Origin of the sequence: Luteolibacter sp. Populi (assembly GCF_040801775.1) — a bacterium.
Classification (GTDB): Bacteria; Verrucomicrobiota; Verrucomicrobiia; order Verrucomicrobiales; family Akkermansiaceae; genus Haloferula.
Window position 1 is genome coordinate 3,757,736 of record NZ_CP161812.1, and the last position, 18,903, is coordinate 3,776,638.

The 18,903-nt window shown below is 63.2% G+C and carries 14 protein-coding genes; 2 read left to right on the top strand and 12 right to left on the bottom strand.

What is annotated here, in order from left to right; translation table 11 throughout:
• Positions 1-4 precede the first annotated feature (4 nt).
• Complete coding sequence (locus ABWK72_RS15350) at positions 5-2,782, bottom strand: PSD1 and planctomycete cytochrome C domain-containing protein (protein WP_367870448.1); 2,778 nt, start codon at positions 2,780-2,782, stop codon at positions 5-7.
• Between the two features lie 269 nt (positions 2,783-3,051).
• On the opposite strand from ABWK72_RS15350, the gene ABWK72_RS15355 reads away from it, so the two are divergent.
• Both ABWK72_RS15355 and ABWK72_RS15360 read left to right on the top strand, forming a co-directional pair.
• The gene (locus ABWK72_RS15355) at positions 3,052-6,000 is read left to right on the top strand and encodes a tetratricopeptide repeat protein (RefSeq protein WP_367870449.1); all 2,949 of its coding nucleotides are present in this window, start codon (positions 3,052-3,054) and stop codon (positions 5,998-6,000) included.
• Positions 5,997-6,899, top strand: coding sequence for a hypothetical protein (locus tag ABWK72_RS15360; RefSeq protein ID WP_367870450.1), 903 nt, complete (start codon positions 5,997-5,999; stop codon positions 6,897-6,899). Before ABWK72_RS15355 ends, ABWK72_RS15360 begins: the two co-directional genes overlap by 4 nt.
• A gap of 9 nt (positions 6,900-6,908) precedes the next feature.
• On the opposite strand, the gene ABWK72_RS15365 is transcribed toward ABWK72_RS15360, so the two are convergent.
• From ABWK72_RS15365 to accC, 11 genes are all read right to left on the bottom strand, one after another.
• Positions 6,909-8,471 carry an FAD-binding oxidoreductase gene (locus ABWK72_RS15365; RefSeq protein WP_367870451.1) on the bottom strand — a complete coding sequence of 521 codons (1,563 nt, stop codon included), beginning with the start codon at positions 8,469-8,471 and terminating at the stop codon, positions 6,909-6,911.
• 569 nt (positions 8,472-9,040) lie between these two features.
• Positions 9,041-9,721, bottom strand: coding sequence for a response regulator (locus tag ABWK72_RS15370; protein WP_367870452.1), 681 nt, complete (start codon positions 9,719-9,721; stop codon positions 9,041-9,043).
• Positions 9,722-9,782: 61 nt separating this feature from the next.
• On the bottom strand, positions 9,783-11,795 hold the full coding sequence (locus ABWK72_RS15375) for a histidine kinase (RefSeq protein ID WP_367870453.1): 2,013 nt from the start codon (positions 11,793-11,795) through the stop codon (positions 9,783-9,785).
• Between the two features lie 215 nt (positions 11,796-12,010).
• Entirely contained in the window at positions 12,011-12,688 is a 678-nt protein-coding gene (locus ABWK72_RS15380; protein ID WP_367870454.1) for a hypothetical protein, read from the bottom strand.
• Between the two features lie 75 nt (positions 12,689-12,763).
• Complete coding sequence (locus tag ABWK72_RS15385; RefSeq protein ID WP_367870455.1) at positions 12,764-13,324, bottom strand: PEP-CTERM sorting domain-containing protein; 561 nt, start codon at positions 13,322-13,324, stop codon at positions 12,764-12,766.
• A gap of 315 nt (positions 13,325-13,639) precedes the next feature.
• Entirely contained in the window at positions 13,640-13,852 is a 213-nt protein-coding gene (locus tag ABWK72_RS15390) for a hypothetical protein (protein WP_367870456.1), read from the bottom strand.
• Between the two features lie 88 nt (positions 13,853-13,940).
• Positions 13,941-14,498, bottom strand: coding sequence for a PEP-CTERM sorting domain-containing protein (locus ABWK72_RS15395; RefSeq protein WP_367870457.1), 558 nt, complete (start codon positions 14,496-14,498; stop codon positions 13,941-13,943).
• 39 nt (positions 14,499-14,537) lie between these two features.
• The gene (locus ABWK72_RS15400) at positions 14,538-15,572 is read right to left on the bottom strand and encodes a hypothetical protein (RefSeq protein WP_367870458.1); all 1,035 of its coding nucleotides are present in this window, start codon (positions 15,570-15,572) and stop codon (positions 14,538-14,540) included.
• 349 nt (positions 15,573-15,921) lie between these two features.
• Positions 15,922-16,857 (bottom strand): PfkB family carbohydrate kinase, encoded by a 936-nt coding sequence (locus tag ABWK72_RS15405; protein WP_367870459.1) that lies wholly within the window; start codon positions 16,855-16,857, stop codon positions 15,922-15,924.
• Between the two features lie 44 nt (positions 16,858-16,901).
• Entirely contained in the window at positions 16,902-17,531 is a 630-nt protein-coding gene (gene thiE, locus ABWK72_RS15410) for a thiamine phosphate synthase (protein ID WP_367870460.1), read from the bottom strand.
• A gap of 3 nt (positions 17,532-17,534) precedes the next feature.
• A complete protein-coding gene (gene accC / locus ABWK72_RS15415; protein ID WP_367870461.1) occupies positions 17,535-18,887 on the bottom strand; it encodes an acetyl-CoA carboxylase biotin carboxylase subunit in 1,353 nt (450 codons plus the stop codon).
• Between the last annotated feature and the right edge of the window lie 16 nt (positions 18,888-18,903).

Consider the following 18,903-nt stretch of genomic DNA (forward strand, 5'->3'; position numbering starts at 1 on the left):
GATGTTAGAAGACGAATAGGAACTCGCTGGTGTTAAACATCGCCCGGGTGAATGAATTCAGCCCGTGGGACTGGATCATCGCGGCCGAGGCTTCCCGCTCGGCCACATCGGGAAGTCGTCCGAAGAACAGCAGGAAGGCCCGGTCCACCTGCTCCGCGGGTTCTGCGCCGCACTCGCGGACCAGTCGCTGCGCAAGCAACTCCGCCTGCTGGATCGTGAAGCCGCTGTTGAATAAGTTCAGCGCTTGGAGGGGGGTGTTGGAGCGGCTGCGTTTCGGGGTCACCGAGCCCCCGTCGGGACAATCGAAGGAGCCGAACACGCTGTCTGTCGTCTGGCGGATGCGGCGCTGATAGACCATGCGCCGGAACTCCGCGGGAGCGAATTTCTCCTTCGGATAATAGTGCCTCACGTTTTCCTCGACCACGTCCATCAGCGAAAACCCGGGGCCACCCATCGTGAGGTCGAGCGTGCCCGAGACCGCGAGCATCGAATCTCGGATCGCCTCCGCTTCCAGCCGTCGCGGCGTGTAGCGCCAGAGGAAGCGGCCGCCGGAGTCGGCGGCGAGGGCATCCGCCCGCGGCGCGGAGGATTGCCGGAAAGTCGCGGACCGCAGCATCAGCCGCTGCATGTGTTTGACCGACCAGCCGCTGCGTACGAACTCATCCGCCAGCCAATCGAGCAATTCGGGATGGGTCGGTCGCGCGCCGTTCAGGCCGAAGTCGCTCGGCGTTTCGACGATCCCGCTGCCGAACGTGTAGTGCCACAGCCGGTTCACCATCACCCGGGCGGTGAGCGGATTGTCCGGACCCGCCACCCATCCGGCGAACTTCAGCCGGCGCTCCTGCTCCGGCGCATCCGGCGTCAGCCCGAGCGTGCCGACCACGCTCAACACGTCCGGTGCCACCACCTCGCGCTTCTGCAAGGGTTCGCCTCGATACAAGCGGTGGGTTTTCCCCGGCTGCGAAAAGGTGCCTGCCCAGCCGACCGGTGCCGTGGACCAAGCTTCGATCTTCTGCTTCGCCGCGGCAAGCGCGGCCCGCACCTTGCGCGCAGCTTCAGCATCGGCAGCGGGAAGTTTTGAAAGGAAGGCGTCCGGATCTTCTTTGGCACCGAAAGCTTGCCGGTCCTCCGAACTCGCGACCGTCGTCCAAACCCCGGGTTCCGTTTCCGCCTCGATCCGGTAGCCGGTGGCGATGCGATCACAGAACTCCCCGTCGCGGGCACGGCTCCACACGACGCGCTGGATCGTGACCCGCGATGGAAAGCCGATCCGCACCCAGCCCTCGCCCGGAGTGTCCGAAATCCAGCTACGGCCGTTGCCGGTCCTGCCGTCGTTGATGTGCTCCAACTGGTGGATCGCATAACCCGGCAGCACGCCGGATGCCGTCGGCACGCCACCTATCGCCAAGTTATGGCCATCCACTCCGTAGATCTCCAGCTCATCGAGACAGGGCTCGGCATCCGTGCTCGCGGTGACCGTGAAGCGTAGGGACAGGGCCTCCACCGGCGCGAAGTGCTCCTCGTTCAGCCGCGCGTTCACCGCCAGACGTAGCGATCCCGCGGGCTCGATCGCCGCCGCCTGTTTGCGGAAATTCTCCAAGGAGGACGAGAGCGAAGCCACCGCCGCCCGCGCCGCCGTCAGCTCCCCCTCCGCTCCTTCCGGGATCTTCTCAAGCAGGGGCCGCTCGCCATGGCTCACGCCCTCGAACACCGCCTGCATCGAATAGTAATCCTTCTGCAGGATCGGGTCGAACTTGTGATTGTGGCAGCGCGCGCAGCCCATCGTCAGCCCGAGAAAGGCGGTCCCGGTGGTGTTCACCATGTCCGCCAGCACATCCTGCCGCTGCATCAGCGTGAGATTGATGTCGGGGCTTTGGACGATATCGAACGGCCCCGCGACCAGAAAGCCGGTCGCGGCGTCCGCGACCAACCGGTCGCCGGCCAGTTGCTCCTTGATGAAGCGGTCGTAGGGCTTGTCCGCGTTGAACGACTCCACCAGCCAATCCCGGTAGTGATAGGCCGTCTTCCGCTCGTGGTTGGTCTCAAATCCGTTGCTTTCCGCGTAGCGTGCCACATCCATCCAGTGCCGTGCCCAGCGCTCGCCGAAGCGCGGCGATGCCAGCACCTCGTCGACCAGCCGCTCGTAGGCATCCGGTCGCGGGTCCTTGCTGAAAGCGGCCACTTCCTCCGGCGTCGGCGGCATGCCGTGCATCACCGCGTACAAGCGCCGGATCAGCGTCGTCCGGTCAGCTTCCGGCGAGGGCTCCAGCCGGTTCTCCCGCAGCTTCGCCCGGACGAATTCATCGATCTCACCGCGCGCTGCGGCATCACCCCCCTGCGGCACCGCCGGTCGCTTCACCGGCTGGAATGACCAATGATCCGTCGTGATTTTCAATTCCTTCCGCGCCGCTTCCGCCCCGGGGATCGCCGCCCCTTCATCGATCCACCGTCGCAAGATCGCCACCTGCTCTGGAGCGAGCCGCTTGCCCTTCGGCGGCATCGCATCCTTCCCGACCTCCGTGGTCACTCGCTTGAAAAGATAACTTTCCGCGCTCTTTCCGCCGACCAGCAGCGGCTCCCCCGACTCCCCGCCGCGCAACAGCCCCAACACCGTGTCCAGCCGCAGGGCGCTCTTCTGCTTCTCGTCGCCGTGGCAGTCGATGCAGTGGTCCTCCAGGATCGGCAGTACTTCCCGATCGAAATTCACCTCCCCCGCCGCCGGGGCTCCCAGGCAAGCGGCCGCGGCGAGGCGGATGGAGCAGATCAAAAAGCCGGGCTTCATGGAAATGAACTGAAGGCGCAAACAATCCCCTACGCGCCACAGACCTCGTTTATCGCATTCTGAAGTGACAAATCCCGGAAGCCGCGAAGCCCGACGCTGCGGTAGCACGACCACGTGGTTCGATGACGACACTTTAGCAAACGGAGCCCCCGGCCCGCAGCGCTTTACCGCAGTTCCATCGCCGCCGGGCATTCCACACTTGGGATCAGGACCCGATCCCCCCTTGCAGGAAGCCCTCCGGCGGGCTTTGATCCTCCCGTGATTTCCTGATGAAGCACCCTCTCCGACCCCTCCTCCCCGCGCTGGCGATGGCCTTGACCATGCCGACGGCTCAAGGGCAGGCGGCGACAGGCGCGGACGCGATCCATGCCGAGGCCGTGAAGGCCATGGAAAGCGACCGCTGGGAGGAGGCCCTGGCCCTCTTCGACCGCTGCATCGAGCTCCACGGCAAGGACGCCCTGAAGAAATTCGGCCCCGCCTTCGGCGCGAACTGGTACCGCAAGGGTCTCTGCGAAATGCACCTCAAGCGCTTGGATGCCGCGGCCAAGTCCTTCGAGACCTGCTACCGGGACTTCCCCAACAACGGCAAGAAAGCCGGCAATCTCTTCCACAAGCGCGCCCTCGTCCGCTGGGCCGAGACCGCCCAAGCCGCCGACCAACCGGCCGAGGCGATCCGCCTCTTCAAGAAGTATCTTGAGGAACGCGACCGCCAGAACGATCCCTTCGAGCCGGGTGCCTACTACCTCCAGCTCGCCCTCTGCCACTTCAAGCTCGGCCAGGTCCCGCAGGGCGCGGAGAACTTGGAAACCGCCGTCCGCAACAAGAGCGGCTTCGGTGCCCCGGACAGCGGGATCGTCGCCGGCCTACAAGCCTTGGTCGCCGCTGCGACCGCGAAGAAAGACGAGCGCACCCTGCTGACCTTCTTCGAGACCAACCGCGGCTCGCTGGCCATGGAGCCCTTCGAGGCCGCCACCTACACCCGGGAATTCGTCAAGCTGGCCACCGATTCGCTCGCCGCCGGCCTCGATGGCGCGGCGCTGTCGATCTTCCAACTTCTCCCCGGCAGCGAGGCGATGGAAGAGGATCTGCGCGCCAAGCTCGCCGTGATGGGCGATCTTCCTGAACTACCCCTGCCCGGCCGCAAGCTCGTGAAGGCGGACCTTCAGGCACGCTTGGCGGCCGTCGAAGCCGCGCGACGCGAAGGGAATTCCCACGAGCTGCTGCAACTGGAAACCACCGCCGCCTTCCACGAAAAACACGGCAACCTGCGCGGCACCCACGCGGCCTTTGCCGAGCTGGACGCGCGCTTTCCGAAAGCAGCGCGGCGTGCCGATTACCTCTTCCATCTGGTCCGCACCAGTGCCGCCTTGGGAGACGCGCTGGCCGCGGAAAAGGAGGCCGCGAGATTCTCGGAAGAGTTCCCGGACTCCCCGAAGGCTGGCGCGGTCAAGCGCATGATGCTCGTCGCCCTCTTCGAAAAGGGCGAATACGAGCCCTGCATCAAGGCCGCCACCGCGCTCCTGCCGAAGCTCGCCGACGGCAGCCCTGAGCACGACATCTGCCTGCGGGTGCTCGGCGGCTGCTACGAGCACACCGGCCGCTTCGACGAAGCCAGGCCGCTGCTCGAGCGCCACGTCGCGCTCTATCCGGCCAGCCCGTACGCGCAGTCCGTGCTCTATCTCCAGGCCTCGAACCGCGTGCGGCTCCAGCAATGGGACGAAGCGGCCAAGCTCCTGGATGCCTTCATCGCGAAGTACCCGGACGCCGCCGCCAATCCCTATCTCGGCTTCGCCCTGCTCGACCGCGCCGAGTGCCATGCCGCCGCCAAGGAAGACGCGGCGGCACTCGAAGCACTCGCGCGGCTGGAGAAGGATTTCCCGAACTCCGAGGCACTCGCCAATGGCCAAGGCCTGAAGGGCGACCTGCTGCTGCGCCAAGGCCGCGGCGAGCAGGCCGAGGAATCCCTCAAGCAAGCGCTCGCCCAAGCCGAAAAGCTGGGCCAGCGCGAAGCCGCCGCGGAGATCCTGCTGCGGCTGGCGACCCTGCTCGGCAAAGACCCGAAGCGCCTGAAAGAGGCCGTCCCCTACTGCGACCGCTATTGGAAGGGCTACGAAGACCTCGCCGAATTCCGCGGCCCGATGGCGATGGCCCAGGCCGAGGCCTTCGCGGCGGTCGAGCGTGGCAAGGAAGCGCTCGAACGCCTCGGAAAAATTCTCGGCGAACGCTTGGCAAGCCCCGCCGCCGGATCGCCCGAGGCCGCGGCGCGCGTCTACGCCCGCCTCTACGCGAAGGCCCACGGCCTGGACGAATTGAAGCGCCACTTCGCCGAATTCCCGGGATTGAAGCCCGAGGACAAGCAGGCCCGCGCCACCCTGCGCATCACCGCGATCGAAGCGGTGGAGGCACAGCTCGACTCCCCCGACGAGGCGGCCAAGGCCAAGGCGGATAGCCTGATCAAGACGCTCTTCCAGGAGCTCAAGGCCGAATTCGAGCCGAAGGACCTGCCGCCGGGAATCTTGGTCCGCACCGGAGATTTCCTGCGCACGCGGACCTCGGCGCCGCGCCAGGCCCTGCCCTACTACGAGGAAGCGGTGGCCAAGAAGGATGCCGCCGTGCGCTTCCCGGCCCTGCTCGGCAGGGCGGCAGTCCTGGCGGAAGGCAGCAAGGAAGAACGCGACACCGCCATCCAAGATCTGCAGGAAGTCTTCGACGGCACCAAGGACGCCCGCGAGAAGGAGGAAGCGCTGTATTGGCTGGTGATGGCCCGGATGAAGGCCGGCGACTTCGCTGCCGCGGGCGAAAGCGCGCTGCGCTACCTCGCCCCGGATTCCGGCTTCCAGAGGCTGGTCCCGGAAGTCCGCCTCGCGCTCGCCCGTTCCTACCAGGAGCGCGGCATGGCGGAGGAGGCGCTGACCGCTCACGCCCGGGTCTGGGGCGATTACGGCGGGGCCACCCGCGTCTCAGTCCCGGCAATGCGGGCTTGGATCCAGATTTCATGGACGCGGCAGCTGCCGGCCAGCGGAGCGGAGCGCCCGCGCAGCGACCGTCAGGCGGCCTACGAGGAAGGCCTCGCATTCCTCGAAAGGACCCGGCCGCTCTTCGACAAGATGGCCTCCGTCGATCAGGAAGCTTGGCTGGAGATCGAAAAACTCACCGGAGAATTCGCCGCGACCACCGATGTTAAACCGGTCGCGAAGCCCTTGCCCCAAGGACAATGATCGCGCGACTCGTCATCGCCGCTTGGCTCGCGCTGCTGCCTGCACGCGGGGCCGCTCCGCCCGCATCGGCTTTCCTCAGGGCAGCAAATGGCGAGCAACGCACGATCTACATCATCGGGATGGACGAGCAGGCGATCCGCTTCAGGGAAAGCCTCGAGGCTACCGTGGTCCGGCAAATTGCGAATGTGGAGGTGAAGGGGCTCTTCTTCTTCTCCTCACCGGCCATGGCCGAAGCACAGGTGCTTTTCGAAGGTCGGAAATACGCAGCCGCGCGAGCGAAATTCGCGGCCCTGCGGGAGGACTACGAGAATCTCGCCGGCATCGAAGGCAACCCTGCCGCCCAAGCAGGATTCATGGAACTGGAGTGCCTGCGGAGATCGGGGGATCTGGAGGGTCTGGCGAAGGCGCTCGAAACCTTCGACCGCCGCGGCTTGGGCGGGGAGAGCCAGCGCCGCCAGCTCGATCTCTACACGACCTGGGATGCGGTGCGCGTGCAGGACTGGCCGCGCGCGGAAGCTTCGGCCCGCGAGGCCCTTAAGGATCGCTCCCTGCCCAGCTCCCAAAAGGTGCAGGCAGCCTACTGCCTCGGCCAAGCCTTGGAGGCACAAGGCAAGCCGGATGCGGCGATCGATGCCTACCAGACCGCGATGGCGGCCGACGGCGGGACCGCGGTGGAGATCACGCGGGAAGCCGCGCTGAAGACACTGCGTCTCCACCGCAAGGACCCCGCAGTGATCGCAGCCATGAAGACCGGCGACGGGCCCGGGCGCACCCGTTTGCTGGAGGCCGCGGGCCTTGCCGAACTCTACGGATCCTTGCCGGGTGTCGGCGAACCACTGCCACCGGAGTTGGCGGAATTTCTCAAGTTCCGGCCGGAGTCCGCCCCGCGCGACAAGTAGCTTGCCGGATCAATCCAGGAACTTCCCCGGATTTAGGAGACCTTGGGGATCGAGGGCATCCTTCACCGCCTGGTGGACATCGAAGGAGACGTCGCCGAGCGCTTGGCGGATCCACGGTTTCTTGGCCAAGCCCACGCCGTGCTCACCCGTGATCGCACCGCCATGGCCGAGCACCCAGGCGAAGAGTTGGTCGAGCGCACCCTCCGCCTTCTCCCGCACCTCCGGAACTTCAAAGCCGGCCACCATCAGGTTCACGTGGATATTGCCATCTCCCGCATGGCCGAAGCAGGCGACCGGAATTCCGGTGTCTTCCTCCAGACGCCGGGCGAAGGCGACCAGATCCACGAGCGCCGAGCGCGGCACGACAATGTCCTCGTTGAGTTTGGTCAGGCCGGTATCACGCAGGGAGTAGGAAAACTCACGGCGGAGCTGCCAGAGGTCCTCGCAGGCCTTCGCAGTGGTGGCCCTGTCGACGCGCAGCGCACCGAGATCCTGCAGCAGGACCTCCAGCTCCTTGATCTCGCTTTTCACCGCGGCGGGGCGGCCATCGACCTCGACCATCAGATGGGCCTCGCCTTCCGGCAGCGCCTCCGGACCGAGGCGGCGGCGGGCGGCGGCGAGGGTGAAGCCATCGGTGATCTCCAGCGCGGAGGGCAGGTGGCCGCGGTTGAGAATGCGCTGAACCGCCGTCGCGGCAGCGGGGAAATCCGCGAAGACCGCGGCCAGCATCGCGCGCGCCGGCGGCTTCGGGATCAGGCGCAGGGTCGCCTCCGTGACCACGCCGAGCATCCCTTCCGAGCCGGTGAAAAGCCCGCAGAGGTCGAAGCCGGTCTTGTTCTTGTGGACGCGGCCGCCGCAGCGCAGCACCCGCCCGTCCGCCAGCACGACCTCAAGGCCGAGCACGTAGTGGCGGGTCACGCCGTACTTCAGGCAGCGCGGCCCGCCGGCATTGGTCGCGACATTCCCCCCGATCGAGCAGTCCTTGAGCGAGGCCGGGTCCGGCGGATAATCCCAGCCGACCGCGTGCGCCGCCGCCTGCAGATCCCCGGTGATCACCCCGGGTTGCACCACCGCCACCCCGTCCGCGGGATTGATCTCAATGATCTTCTTCATCCGCGCCACCGAGAGCGCGATCCCTCCCTCCACCGGCACGCAGCCGCCCACATAGCCATAGCCGGCCCCGCGGGTGGTCACCGGAATGCTCAGCTTGGAGGCGAAGCGCAGGGTCTTGGAAACGTCCTGGGTGGATTCCGCGAAGACGACGAGATCGGGGAGATTCCGCGCATACCACTTGTCGGCGGAGTGAACTTCCAGATCGTCCGGGCGCAGCGAGACCTTCCCGGGCCCGAGCAGTGCCGTGAGATCCGCAGCGATCTTTTCGATGGAGGCTTCAGGGGCGGCGCGCCGCTCGCCGGGGGAAGCGGGAGCGTCCGCCGCGGCCGCGGAGGGCACCTTCGGCTCGTCCAGATCGCTGAAAATCTGCGCTTCATCAGCCCCGCCCATCCCGGCGCGATCTCCGCGCGCGGTATTGGTGCGGCTGATCCAGGAAGAACGCTTGGGCGGCAAGAACACGGGGAGAAGTTCCACCCTTCCCTAGCTCCGGTCAATTCCGAGCCTCAGCCCGCCGCGTCCGATCTTCAGGTTTCCAAATGCCTCCCCCATGAAAATGAAAAGGGCCGCGCACTCGCGCGGCCCGATAAATTTCGTCATGAAATTCAATTTCATCGGGGGTAACCAACCCTTCGACGAGAGAACCATGGCCCAAATCACGGTTTTTGTCATGTCCCCAAGATTTGGGACACGAGACCGACTTTACGTACGGCGAAACGAAACGGGGCCGCACACACGTGCGGCCCCGATCATTTCGTCATGAAATCAGTCGGAAGTAACCAACTCGCCGACGGGTGAAGGTATCGCAGAAAACGGCGAGCCTGTCATGTCCCCAAGATTTGGGACAGGGCCCTTGGAAACGAAAAGGGCCGCGCACTCGCGCGGCCCCATCATTTCGTCATGAAATTAGTCTTCAGGTAACCAGCCCGTCGACGAGTGAGAGATGTCACAATTTCCGGAGTTTGTCTTGTCCCTAAGATGTGGGACACGACACAAACCCATTGGTTACCAATGATTTATAATGCTCAGAATCACGATAAATCCAGCAATCCGCGCCGGATTGCCTCGCTAACGGCGGACGGGAGGTTGCGAACGTGGAGTTTGTCGAAGCAGCGCTTGATGTATTCCGTGACGGAATGCTGGCTGATCTCGAGTTTGTCGGCGACCTCCTGACGGGTCAGGCCCTTGGCGGAAAGCTGGAGAACCTCGGACTCGCGGGCGGAAAGAGTCTCCGCCGTAGGAATCGGACTCAACTGGCGGAAAGTCTGGAGGATCATCCCCGCGATCTTCGGGTCCAGCGGCGTGCCTCCGGCCAAAACCTCCTCCAAGGTAGCGATCAGCCGCGTGGCGCTGCCCGCCTTGACCAGATAGCCATGCGCTCCCGCCTCCAATGCCGCGAAGACCTTCGCCTTGTCCGTGAATGCCGTGAGCACCAGCACCTGCACCAGGGGCAGCAGTTCCCGCACCTTGCGGATTCCCTCCACCCCGCTCATCCCCGGCAGCCCTAAATCCGAGAGGACCAGATCCGCCGTTAATCCACCACGGATCGCCTCGAGCGCGTCCTCCATCGTGGAAAACTCGCCCACGCATTCGTAGCCGCGCTCGCTGAGAACCATCGAGACGGATTCCCGGAAATCGGCATGGTCCTCGATCAGGATCAGACGCACGGGCTTGCGGTCGGCTGTCCGCTGCGCTGGAAGTTCGTCGGTCACCACGCAGACCCTTATATGGCTGCGGCCAGCGTGCAATCGCGACCTTTCGCCCCGGCTTTCTTCAAGATGCCTCGCGTGGTCGCGGGCGGCGCTTGGCATGCAGGGGAATAGCGAGCTCCAGACGGGTTCCTTGCCCAGGCGTGCTGTCGACGTTGAAGCTGGCGTCCAAGGCTTCCGCGCGCTTCCGCAGCGCGCGCAAGGTCGCGGGCCGCTCCATCCGTTCCGCGGCGATCCCACAGCCATCGTCCTTGATGCTCAGACGCAATTCCTTGGCGTCGCACTCGACATGCAACCCCACGTGCTTGGCCGAGGCATGGCGCAGGATGTTGTGCAGAGACTCCCGCAGATACAGGAACAAATGACGGTTCGCATCGTCCGACATCTCGCACTGCCAAGCTGCCTCGTTCGCCGTGAATTTCCACTCGTGCGATTCGAGCATGATCGAACAGGTCTCCCGCATGTGCTCCACCGTGGCGATCCGGTGATCCCCCTGCGGCCGCAGCAGCCAGACGATGTCCCGCACCGCGCTGACGGTCTCCGCAGCGATCCGCTGGATCCGCTTGAGCTCGTTCGAAGCCGCGCCGTGCCTTTCCGCCAGATCCGCAAACATCTGGATACTGCCGAGATTGCTGCCCACCTCATCGTGTAGATCCCCTGCGATCCGCTCGCGGACTTTGACGAGCTGGCGCTTCTCCCGCAGTTGGTAGCGGATCGGAAGGGCGATCACGAGCACCGTACCGAGGCCACCGCACACGGCGATGGCCCACCAGCCGGCCCGCCGCCAGCCGCCGACAATCGCTGCGGCCTCACGACGGAGCTGATCCTGGCGTTGCTCAAGTTCGAGGCGACGACCCAAGGCAAGGAGCCAGCCCCGCGGCGAGACCAGTTTCCCATCCGGCCCGAAGCCATCGGTCAGGCTCGGGGCGCTCCAATACTGGGAGCCTGAGCCGATCACCGTGCCCATTCCCGGCTCCGACCGGACGCGGGCACCTTCCGCCTGATTCTTTTCTCCTGCCAGGACCTCGATCTCGCTGAAGGCCGCGAAGGCGGGGAAATTCTCATATACCTTCCAGAGCCGCGTGATCTCGATCTTCACGTACCTTCCCTGGCAATTCCCCATCGCGAACAAGGCCGGATTATGACCGGGATTGCCGGTCTCGAATTCCTTCACGACCACGGGTTCCACCCCCGGAGTGCCCGACGGCCGGTCGAACACGGAAACGGTGAAGCGGCTGGGAAAGCCGAAGCCGCTGGGAAGGTCCGAAGTCGGCCGCTTCGCAGGGAAGAGCCGGAGCGCATCGAACTCGCGCACCTCGCCCAAATCCAGTTCCAGCCAAACGGCGTCCGTGGATTTGGCACGGGCGTCCGACATCCAGCCCACATTCTCATGATGACCGGCGGGGATCTCCGGCAAGCCCAAGGTCGTCTGCCCATCGACGAGAAACGCATTGCTCCACTGCCAAGGTGCGGGCGGGGGCGAACCGCCGGAACTCGTCACCGCCGCCCCGTGCGCAAGATTTCGCTCCCCTTCGAAGACAAAGGCCTCCGCCCAAGCATGCACGAAACTGTCCGAAACGTCCGAATCCAAGCGGAGCCGCGCCGCTGATATCTTCACTCCCGCACCTCGGATTCCTGGTGTCACCGGAAAAAGAAAAGGATGCCCCGCCCGCACCGGATCCGCCCACAGCCCCTTCTCATCGGCGATCCGGGAAACCACCTTTCCGTTTTCATCCAGAAGATCCATGGTGAAGGCATCCGGCAGACCGAACTGCGGCTCCAAGCCCCCCACCCCATAGCGCCTCGCCGGAATCAGCACGACCAGATCCACGAGCCCCGGGGACGCAAAGTTGAGCGAGACCGAATACTCCCCGTCATTCGATGGCTCCGCCTTCGGATGCAGGGCCGCAAATCCGCCGGTCCCTCCTTGGTCCGCGACCGGCACTGTTGGGAGCCGGGGCAACTCGGTCTGGATGTCACCAAGTTCCTTCTCCGCCCCTGACAGTCGCGGAGAGAATTGCTTGGCCAAGCGATAGTCCCAGCCCGTTTCATCCGCGCGCAAGACAGCTGGTACCAAGCAAAGGATCAAGAGGGCGGTCCGCCATCCCTTCATTTCCAAGCGGTTTGCCGGTGACTGAGTGCTCTCCATTCCTCTCTGCGGATTTATCGAATCGGAAGGTGGAGGAAATCCAAGCGGGAGAAGCTCAGGAAAAACCGCCCTATTTCCGCGCGGTTGCCCGATCTACCGCCGCTACCAGACTCCCTTGATTGAGCTGAGCAGCCCGGCCCGATCTACTTGCTTTCCACCTTCTCTGGTGGAGTTGCGGGAGCCTTTTCCGCTTCAGGAGCTTTCTGCGGATCATTCGCCGGAGCGTCTGGGGCCTTGTCGGCTTCCTTGGGAGTCTTCACGGCTTTCTCCGGAGCAGGAGGCCTGCGCGTGGGATCTTCAAGATCGGAGACCACACCCAACATGCCGGTGGCGAAGACCATGGCACTCATCGGGTTGACGGGCCGCCCCTTGACGAACTCGGTTTCTTCCCGCTTCCAAACCTCTTCGCCTTCCTTGTTCAGCAGCCAAAGCCGGATCTTCTTCAATTCCTTATCGGACTCGATCGAGAGAAAGACCGTGAAGCTGGCTTTGTCCGCGTTCTTCTTAACGACTTCCGAAAGCTCCCGGGAAATAGTTGTCTCATCGGCCATGCTGCTCACCTTGAACGAGAGATCGCAGGGAGTGCCTTTCGCACCGGCACGGGTGAGAATGGCGGCAAAGGCGTTGCTATAGCGCGCCGGAACGACATTGGGATCGCCGGGTGGGGCTGTCTTGCCCCAAGCGCTCTTGTTCAGATCCACCGGAAGCACGTGAATGGACTCTCCCTTGAACTTGAACTTGGGAGCCTTCTGGGGATCACCGTGTACGAGGCTGGCAGCTCCGACAAACGCACTCAGCACCATGATTCGTAGCGGGGACATCATGGGAGTCATAGCTATGAACAGAAAAAGGAAAAGCGAGCTTTTCCAAATTTCAAGTTTAGCAATTCGAACCGATCAGCGACGACGGCGAAGGAGACCGACCATGCCGAGTACACCAAGGAGCAGGGCGGACGGCTCCGGAGTAGCAGGCACGATCGCCTGATTGTTAGTGATCGCCGTACCCGGGCTGGACCACTCCAAGGAGAACTGGGTCAGGCCAATCGACGAGAACGTTAGCGTGTCGCCAGCTCCGCTCGCATTGGTCGGGAATAAGGCGGACGGTCCGGTGAAGTAAGAAACACTACCGAAGAACCCAACCCGGAACCACATCTGCGCGCCATTGAAAGCGTCCGCGGCCGCCGTGTTGTCTGAAGCATTTCCAAGCCACCTGCCAGCCAAATTCCCAGTAGTACCGAAGCTCGGAGGAGTTGCGTCGGTCGGAGCGAATTGGGTGAAAACTCCCGTAGTGGTATTCAGACGACCAACTTGGAGAGACACGCCAGCCATTGGCTGCAAGGTCTGGCCTTCGCTCGTGGTGAACATCAGACCAGCGACACCACCGGCGAGCGAGATCGTCGTGGCCTTAGCTCCACCAATGGCGAGGATTGCGGCCAGGCAGGATACGAGTAATTTCATAGGATTGTTTTTGAAGTGCGGGGGTTGGATGAGAGACCATCAGTTGATGTCAGGAGCAGGCACGGCTCAGGTGAACGGGCTGTTATTCGTCGGATTGCTGCGGATAAACCAAGAATGCCAGACCTGCAGGGATGACGGTGTCATCCTCGTCTGCAAAGCCAAAGGAGTCGTCATACCAGCCGGGGCCGGAACCAAGATCTTCCCGCGGAGTAGAAATACACCGAGGTGCTGCCGTGGATGAGCAGCTGGCCGTGTCACCAGTGGAGGCGTCACCGCTGGCCGCACCGACAAGGCCAGTGGCAGGAGTGGCACCGCTCAGGTTGAGGTCGCCGAGCCAAGGGCAAAATCAACCGGGTTCTCCATGGGGCGGACTGAGAAGCTGATCGGAACGCTGTTCTGTCGACCATTCACATCCACCGCACCGTCGAGCACCAAAGAAAGGCTGCCTGGATCTTTTGGGAAATCACCGTGTGCGAGGCAGGTAGTTCCGACAAACCCGCTCATCATCATCATGGGTAGCGACGACATCAGGTGATGTCATAGCTATCAATAGAAAAAGGAAAAGCGAGCTTTTTCAGCTCGCTTTTCCCCATTTCAAGTTAGCAATTTGAGCCGATTAGCGACGGCGGCGAAGGAGACCGACCATACCAAGCGCACCAAGGAGTAGGGCGGAGGGCTCAGGAACGCCCACGACTGCCTGGGTTCCATTGATCGCGGTGCCAGCTGTAGACCACTCCTGGGAGAACTGGGTCAGCCCCACCGACGAGAACGTCAGGGTATCGCCAGCACCGCTCGCATTGGTTGGGAAGAGGGCAGTCGGCCCAGTGAAGTAAGCGGTACCACCGAAGGCCTTGACTTGGAACCAGATCTGCGCGCCATTGAAAGCGTCCGCAGCTGCCGTGTTGTCGGAAGCATTGCCGAGCCACTTACCAGTGATCGTTCCCGAAGCACCGAAGCTCGGAGGCGTTGCGTCGGTAGGAGCGAATTGGGTGAAAACTCCCGTAGTGGTATTCAGACGACCAACCTGGAGGGACACGGTAGCCCCTGGAACGATGGCGGCGCCTTCGCTCGTAACGAAAGACAGACCGGCGGCACCACCGGCGAGCGAGATCGTCGCGGCGTGAGCTCCACCAATGGCGAGGACTACAGCCAAGCAAGATGCAAGTAATTTCATAGGATTGTTTTTGGAGTGCGGGGGTTGGATGGGAGACCGTCAGTTGATGTCAGGAGCAGGCACGGCCCAGGTGAACGGGCTGCTATTCGTCGGATTGGAGCGATAGACCAAGAGTGCAAGACCTGCAGGGATGACGGTGTCATCCGCAAAGCCAAAGGAGTCGTCATACCAGCCGGGGCCGGAACCAAGATCTTCAGCGGAGTAGAAATACACCGAAGTGCTGCCGTTGATGAGAAGGTTAACCGTGTCACCGGTGGAGGCGTCACCGCCGGCCGCACCGACAAGGCCAGTGGCAGGGGTGGGACCGATCAGGTTGAGGTCGCCGAGGGCGAAATCAACCGGGTTCCCCACGGGGCGGATCGAGAAGCCGGTCGGAACGCCGTTTTGGCGACCATTCACGTCCACCGAACCATCGAGCACCAAAGAAAGGTTGCCCGTGCTGTAGCGGCTAACCTGAATGCCTTGATCCGGGTAGATCGGGAAGTTGTCAGCGGCCGCGAAACCGTCGGTGATGTACTGACCGCCAACAGCGTTGGAAGGTAGGATGATGATGTTACCACCGTACTGCTCGTCGACCAGGATGATGTTATCTGCGACACTACCGTCGCCGTCGTTGTTGGCCAGAAGACCGGTTTCGTTGGCGGCCCCAAAGATGCCCGCAACGGTAAGGTGCGGGCGAATGGAGACTTGATCGCCAGCGACGAACTGCGAGCCCATGCCGGGTTCGAGCGTCACGGAAGTGGCATTGTTGGAATCGACGTGAGCCCAAGTGCCGTCCGCAGCTTCGATGCAGAAGGTGTAGCGACCAAGATCAAAGGTCACCTTATTGTAAGCACCGACGGTGAGCGCGGCGCTGGTGAGAGTGAGCGAATCGCCGCTGACGCTGGCGACTGTGCCGGTCCAGACGGGAGCATTCTCAAGCTGCGGCCCGATAACGTTGTTCTTACGAGCACCCAAGGTGTTGGCACCGTAAAGCGTTGTGGTGTTGTATCCCACCGGATCGGTGGCGGCGGCTCCTGCGGAGCCGATGGTTGCAATGGCTGCAAGCAGCGCAAATGAGATGATTGGTTTCATGACGAGGCTGGGTTTAGGTTCGATTTTGGGTTTCGTCGAGCAAAAATCGCGGGGAGGGGTGACGGCTTTGTCACGGTACGCATTTTCCCAAGGAATTTTTCTCTTACTTCATCCATTCACGGCCATTCCGCAGGAGGGCGCAAGGAAATTTTAGATCATACCCATGAATGCGTAGGTTCAAGCGCTTGTGAAGCCCGGAACCCCCGTGAAAACGCGCCTGGAAGCCGTCTCCGCTGGGCTGCCGATCCACTAACGTCGGATGAGTAAAAAATTCACGGATCTTTTTAGGACTTGCCATGAAAGGAGCTTTTTCGGCCTAAAAGTGCTGTCGGCTTCTCCTGCCCGGCGCTCACCAAACGGTGACATTCCGGAAATGGTCCATGCGCGCCGCCAATGCCGTATCATCAAGCGATTCCAGACGGCGGGTGGAGAAGGCCTCGCAGGTGAAGGAGGCCAGCACCGAGCCGTGGACCACGGCGTCCCGCAGGGTAGCAAAATCGGGCATGACCGAGCCCTTGGCGGCGAGGTAGCCGGCCAGCGCGCCCAGGAAACTATCGCCCGCGCCGGTGGGATCGACCAATTCCTCAAGCGGGTAGGCCAAGGAGCGGAAGAACTGCGTGGGCTCGCCGGCGGAGAAGAGCATCGCACCGTACTCGCCGAGCTTGATCACCACGTTCTTGGGGCCCTTCTCCAGCATCATGCGGCCGGCATGGAGCAAATTCGGCGTACGGGTGAATTCGCGGGCCTCGCTGTCGTTGATGACGAAAAGGTCGAGCTGCTTGAGCACGTCGTGCAAGCGCTCGTTGGCGATCTCGATCCAGAGGTCCATCGTGTCGGCGATCACGAAGCGCTCCGGAGCGGTGCACTGGGCCAGTAGCTCGAGTTGGTTGTCCGGCGACATGTTGGCGAGCACCACGAAGGCGGCGGAAGTTCCCACGGCTGCCGGCACCTTCACCTGCCAGTTCTCCAGCACGTTCAGACCCACACGGTGGGTCACGCGCTTGTTCATGTTGTTCGAGTACTCTCCGGACCAGGTGAAGGATTCGCTCTCCGAACGCTCGACGCCATCCAGCGAGATCCCGCGCGACTCCAGCATCGCCAGATGCTGCGGCGGGAAATCCTTGCCGACGATGCCTACAAGGTGGACCGGCTGATGGTAGAAAGATGCCGCGAGCGCTGCATAGGCAGCGGAGCCGCCGAGCAAATTCGTCTCATCCGCAAAGGGCGTCTTGACGTTATCAATGGCGACGGTTCCTCCGACGACGATGGGCAGCGGTACAGGCATGGCGGTAGTGATGGGAGTAGTAGAGGTGGAAACGAGAGAAAACGTCAGGCCGGTTTCAGCAGCGCGACGGCATCGCGCGTCGCGGCTTCAATGTCCGGCGCCGTGAGCAAATCGGATACGATCACAACGTTGCGGGCACCAGCAGCGAGGACTTGAGGAAGACTCGCGCGCTTGATCCCGCCGATGCAGAAGACGGGAATCCGCGAGCCGACTTCCACCATTACTCCGGCAATCTCCTCCACCCCAATCCCGGGCCTGCCCAGTTTGGTCGGAGTCAGAAACAGCGGGCCGAAGCCGATGTAGTCGAAACCTTCCTCAAGCGCGGCTTTCGCTTGGGTCGGGGAATGCGTGGAACGACCCACCATCATCCCCTCGCCCACGATCTTCCTCACCTCCGCCAAGCTGGCGTCGTCTTGGCCGATGTGGATTCCATCCGCGCCGATGGCAGCGGCGATCCCCGGATAATCGTTCACGATGAAAGGCACGCCAGCTTCGCGACAAAGCGGCAGGACCTCCCGCGCCAAGGCCTCGATCTGCGCCTCCGGGCAACCTTTCGCGCGGAGCTGGAGAAGACCGGCGCCACCAGCAAGAAGCGCCTCGGCAGCGGAGAGCGCACTCTCCCGCGCGACATAGCCGAGGTCGAGGATCGCGTAAAGCTGGCCGTGCAGGGTCATCGATCAGCCCTTCCGCTCTTCCAAGTAGCGGGCGACCCAGCCGATGTCGTAATTGCCCGCCGCGAAGTCCGGGTGGGCGATGATCTCCTGCTGGAAGGGAATGGTCGTCTTGATCCCGCGGATCATGAATTCGCCGAGCGCGCGCTTCATGCGGGCGATCGCGATTTCGCGGTTGGCACCGGTGACGATCAGCTTGGCGATCATCGAATCGTAGTTCGGCGGCACCGTGTAGCCGGAGTAGACGTGGGTATCCACGCGCACGCCCTTGCCGCCGGGGGCGTACCACATGTCGATCTTTCCCGGGCTGGGGCAGAAGTTGTTGAAGGGATCCTCGGCATTGATCCGGCACTCGATCGAGTGGCCGCGCGGTGTCGCGTTCAGGACATGGCTGGAGAGCGGCTCGCCGGCGGCGATGCGGATCTGCTCCTTGATCAGCTCGCAACCCATCACTTCCTCGGTCACCGGATGCTCCACCTGGATCCGGGTGTTCATCTCCATGAAGTAGAAGTCGCTGCCCTTGTCATCCACGAGGTACTCGATCGTCCCGGCGTTCTCGTAGCCGATGTTCTTGATCAGCGAGACCGAGGCCTCCGCCATCCGCTTGCGCAGCTCGGGGCCGAGCAGCGGCGAGGGGCATTCCTCGATGATCTTCTGGTTGCGGCGCTGCATCGAGCAATCGCGCTCGCCAAGCTGAATGAAATTGCCATGCGTGTCGGCGATGACCTGGAACTCGACGTGGTGCGGGTTGAGCACCAGCTTTTCCAAGTAACAGTCACCGTTGCCGAAGGCCGCCTGGGCCTCGTTGGAAGCCGCCTTGTAGAGGGCGGAAAACTCATCCGCGCTGAAGCAGGGGCGCATGCCGCGGCCACCACCGCCGGCAGTGGCCTTGATCATCACCGGGAAACCGATCCGCTTGGCCTCGGCCAGGCCTTCCTTCTCGTCCGCCAGGATCTCGGAGCCCGGCGTGATCGGCACGCCGTTCGCGACCGCGGTGGAGCGGGCCGTCGCCTTGTCGCCCATCATCGCGATGACCGTCGCGGAGGGCCCGATGAACTTCAGGTTGCAGCTCTCGCAGATCTCCGCGAAGCGCGCGTTCTCCGACAGGAAGCCGTAGCCGGGGTGGATCGCATCGGCCTCGGTGATCTCCGCCGCGGCGATGATCCGGTCGGCCTTCAGGTAGCTTTCCTTGCTCGAAGCGGGCCCGATGCATACCGCCTCATCGGCCAGGTGGACGTGCATCGAATCGACATCGGCCTCGGAATAGACGGCGACGGATTCGATATCGAGTTCCCTGCAGGCGCGGATGATGCGCAGGGCGATTTCACCGCGATTGGCGACAAGGACGCGTTTGAACATGGGCGGCTGGTGGCGT

Coding starts and splice junctions, on each gene's coding strand:
- ABWK72_RS15350 (WP_367870448.1), bottom strand. CDS start 2,782: ATGAAGCCCGGCTTTTTGATCTGCTCCATCCGCCTCGCCGCGGCCGCT.
- ABWK72_RS15390 (WP_367870456.1), bottom strand. CDS start 13,852: ATGTCGTCGCTACCCATGATGATGATGAGCGGGTTTGTCGGAACTACC.
- ABWK72_RS15385 (WP_367870455.1), bottom strand. CDS start 13,324: ATGAAATTACTCGTATCCTGCCTGGCCGCAATCCTCGCCATTGGTGGA.
- ABWK72_RS15395 (WP_367870457.1), bottom strand. CDS start 14,498: ATGAAATTACTTGCATCTTGCTTGGCTGTAGTCCTCGCCATTGGTGGA.
- ABWK72_RS15360 (WP_367870450.1), top strand. CDS start 5,997: ATGATCGCGCGACTCGTCATCGCCGCTTGGCTCGCGCTGCTGCCTGCA.
- ABWK72_RS15380 (WP_367870454.1), bottom strand. CDS start 12,688: ATGTCCCCGCTACGAATCATGGTGCTGAGTGCGTTTGTCGGAGCTGCC.
- thiE (WP_367870460.1), bottom strand. CDS start 17,531: ATGACCCTGCACGGCCAGCTTTACGCGATCCTCGACCTCGGCTATGTC.
- accC (WP_367870461.1), bottom strand. CDS start 18,887: ATGTTCAAACGCGTCCTTGTCGCCAATCGCGGTGAAATCGCCCTGCGC.
- ABWK72_RS15405 (WP_367870459.1), bottom strand. CDS start 16,857: ATGCCTGTACCGCTGCCCATCGTCGTCGGAGGAACCGTCGCCATTGAT.
- ABWK72_RS15400 (WP_367870458.1), bottom strand. CDS start 15,572: ATGAAACCAATCATCTCATTTGCGCTGCTTGCAGCCATTGCAACCATC.
- ABWK72_RS15355 (WP_367870449.1), top strand. CDS start 3,052: ATGAAGCACCCTCTCCGACCCCTCCTCCCCGCGCTGGCGATGGCCTTG.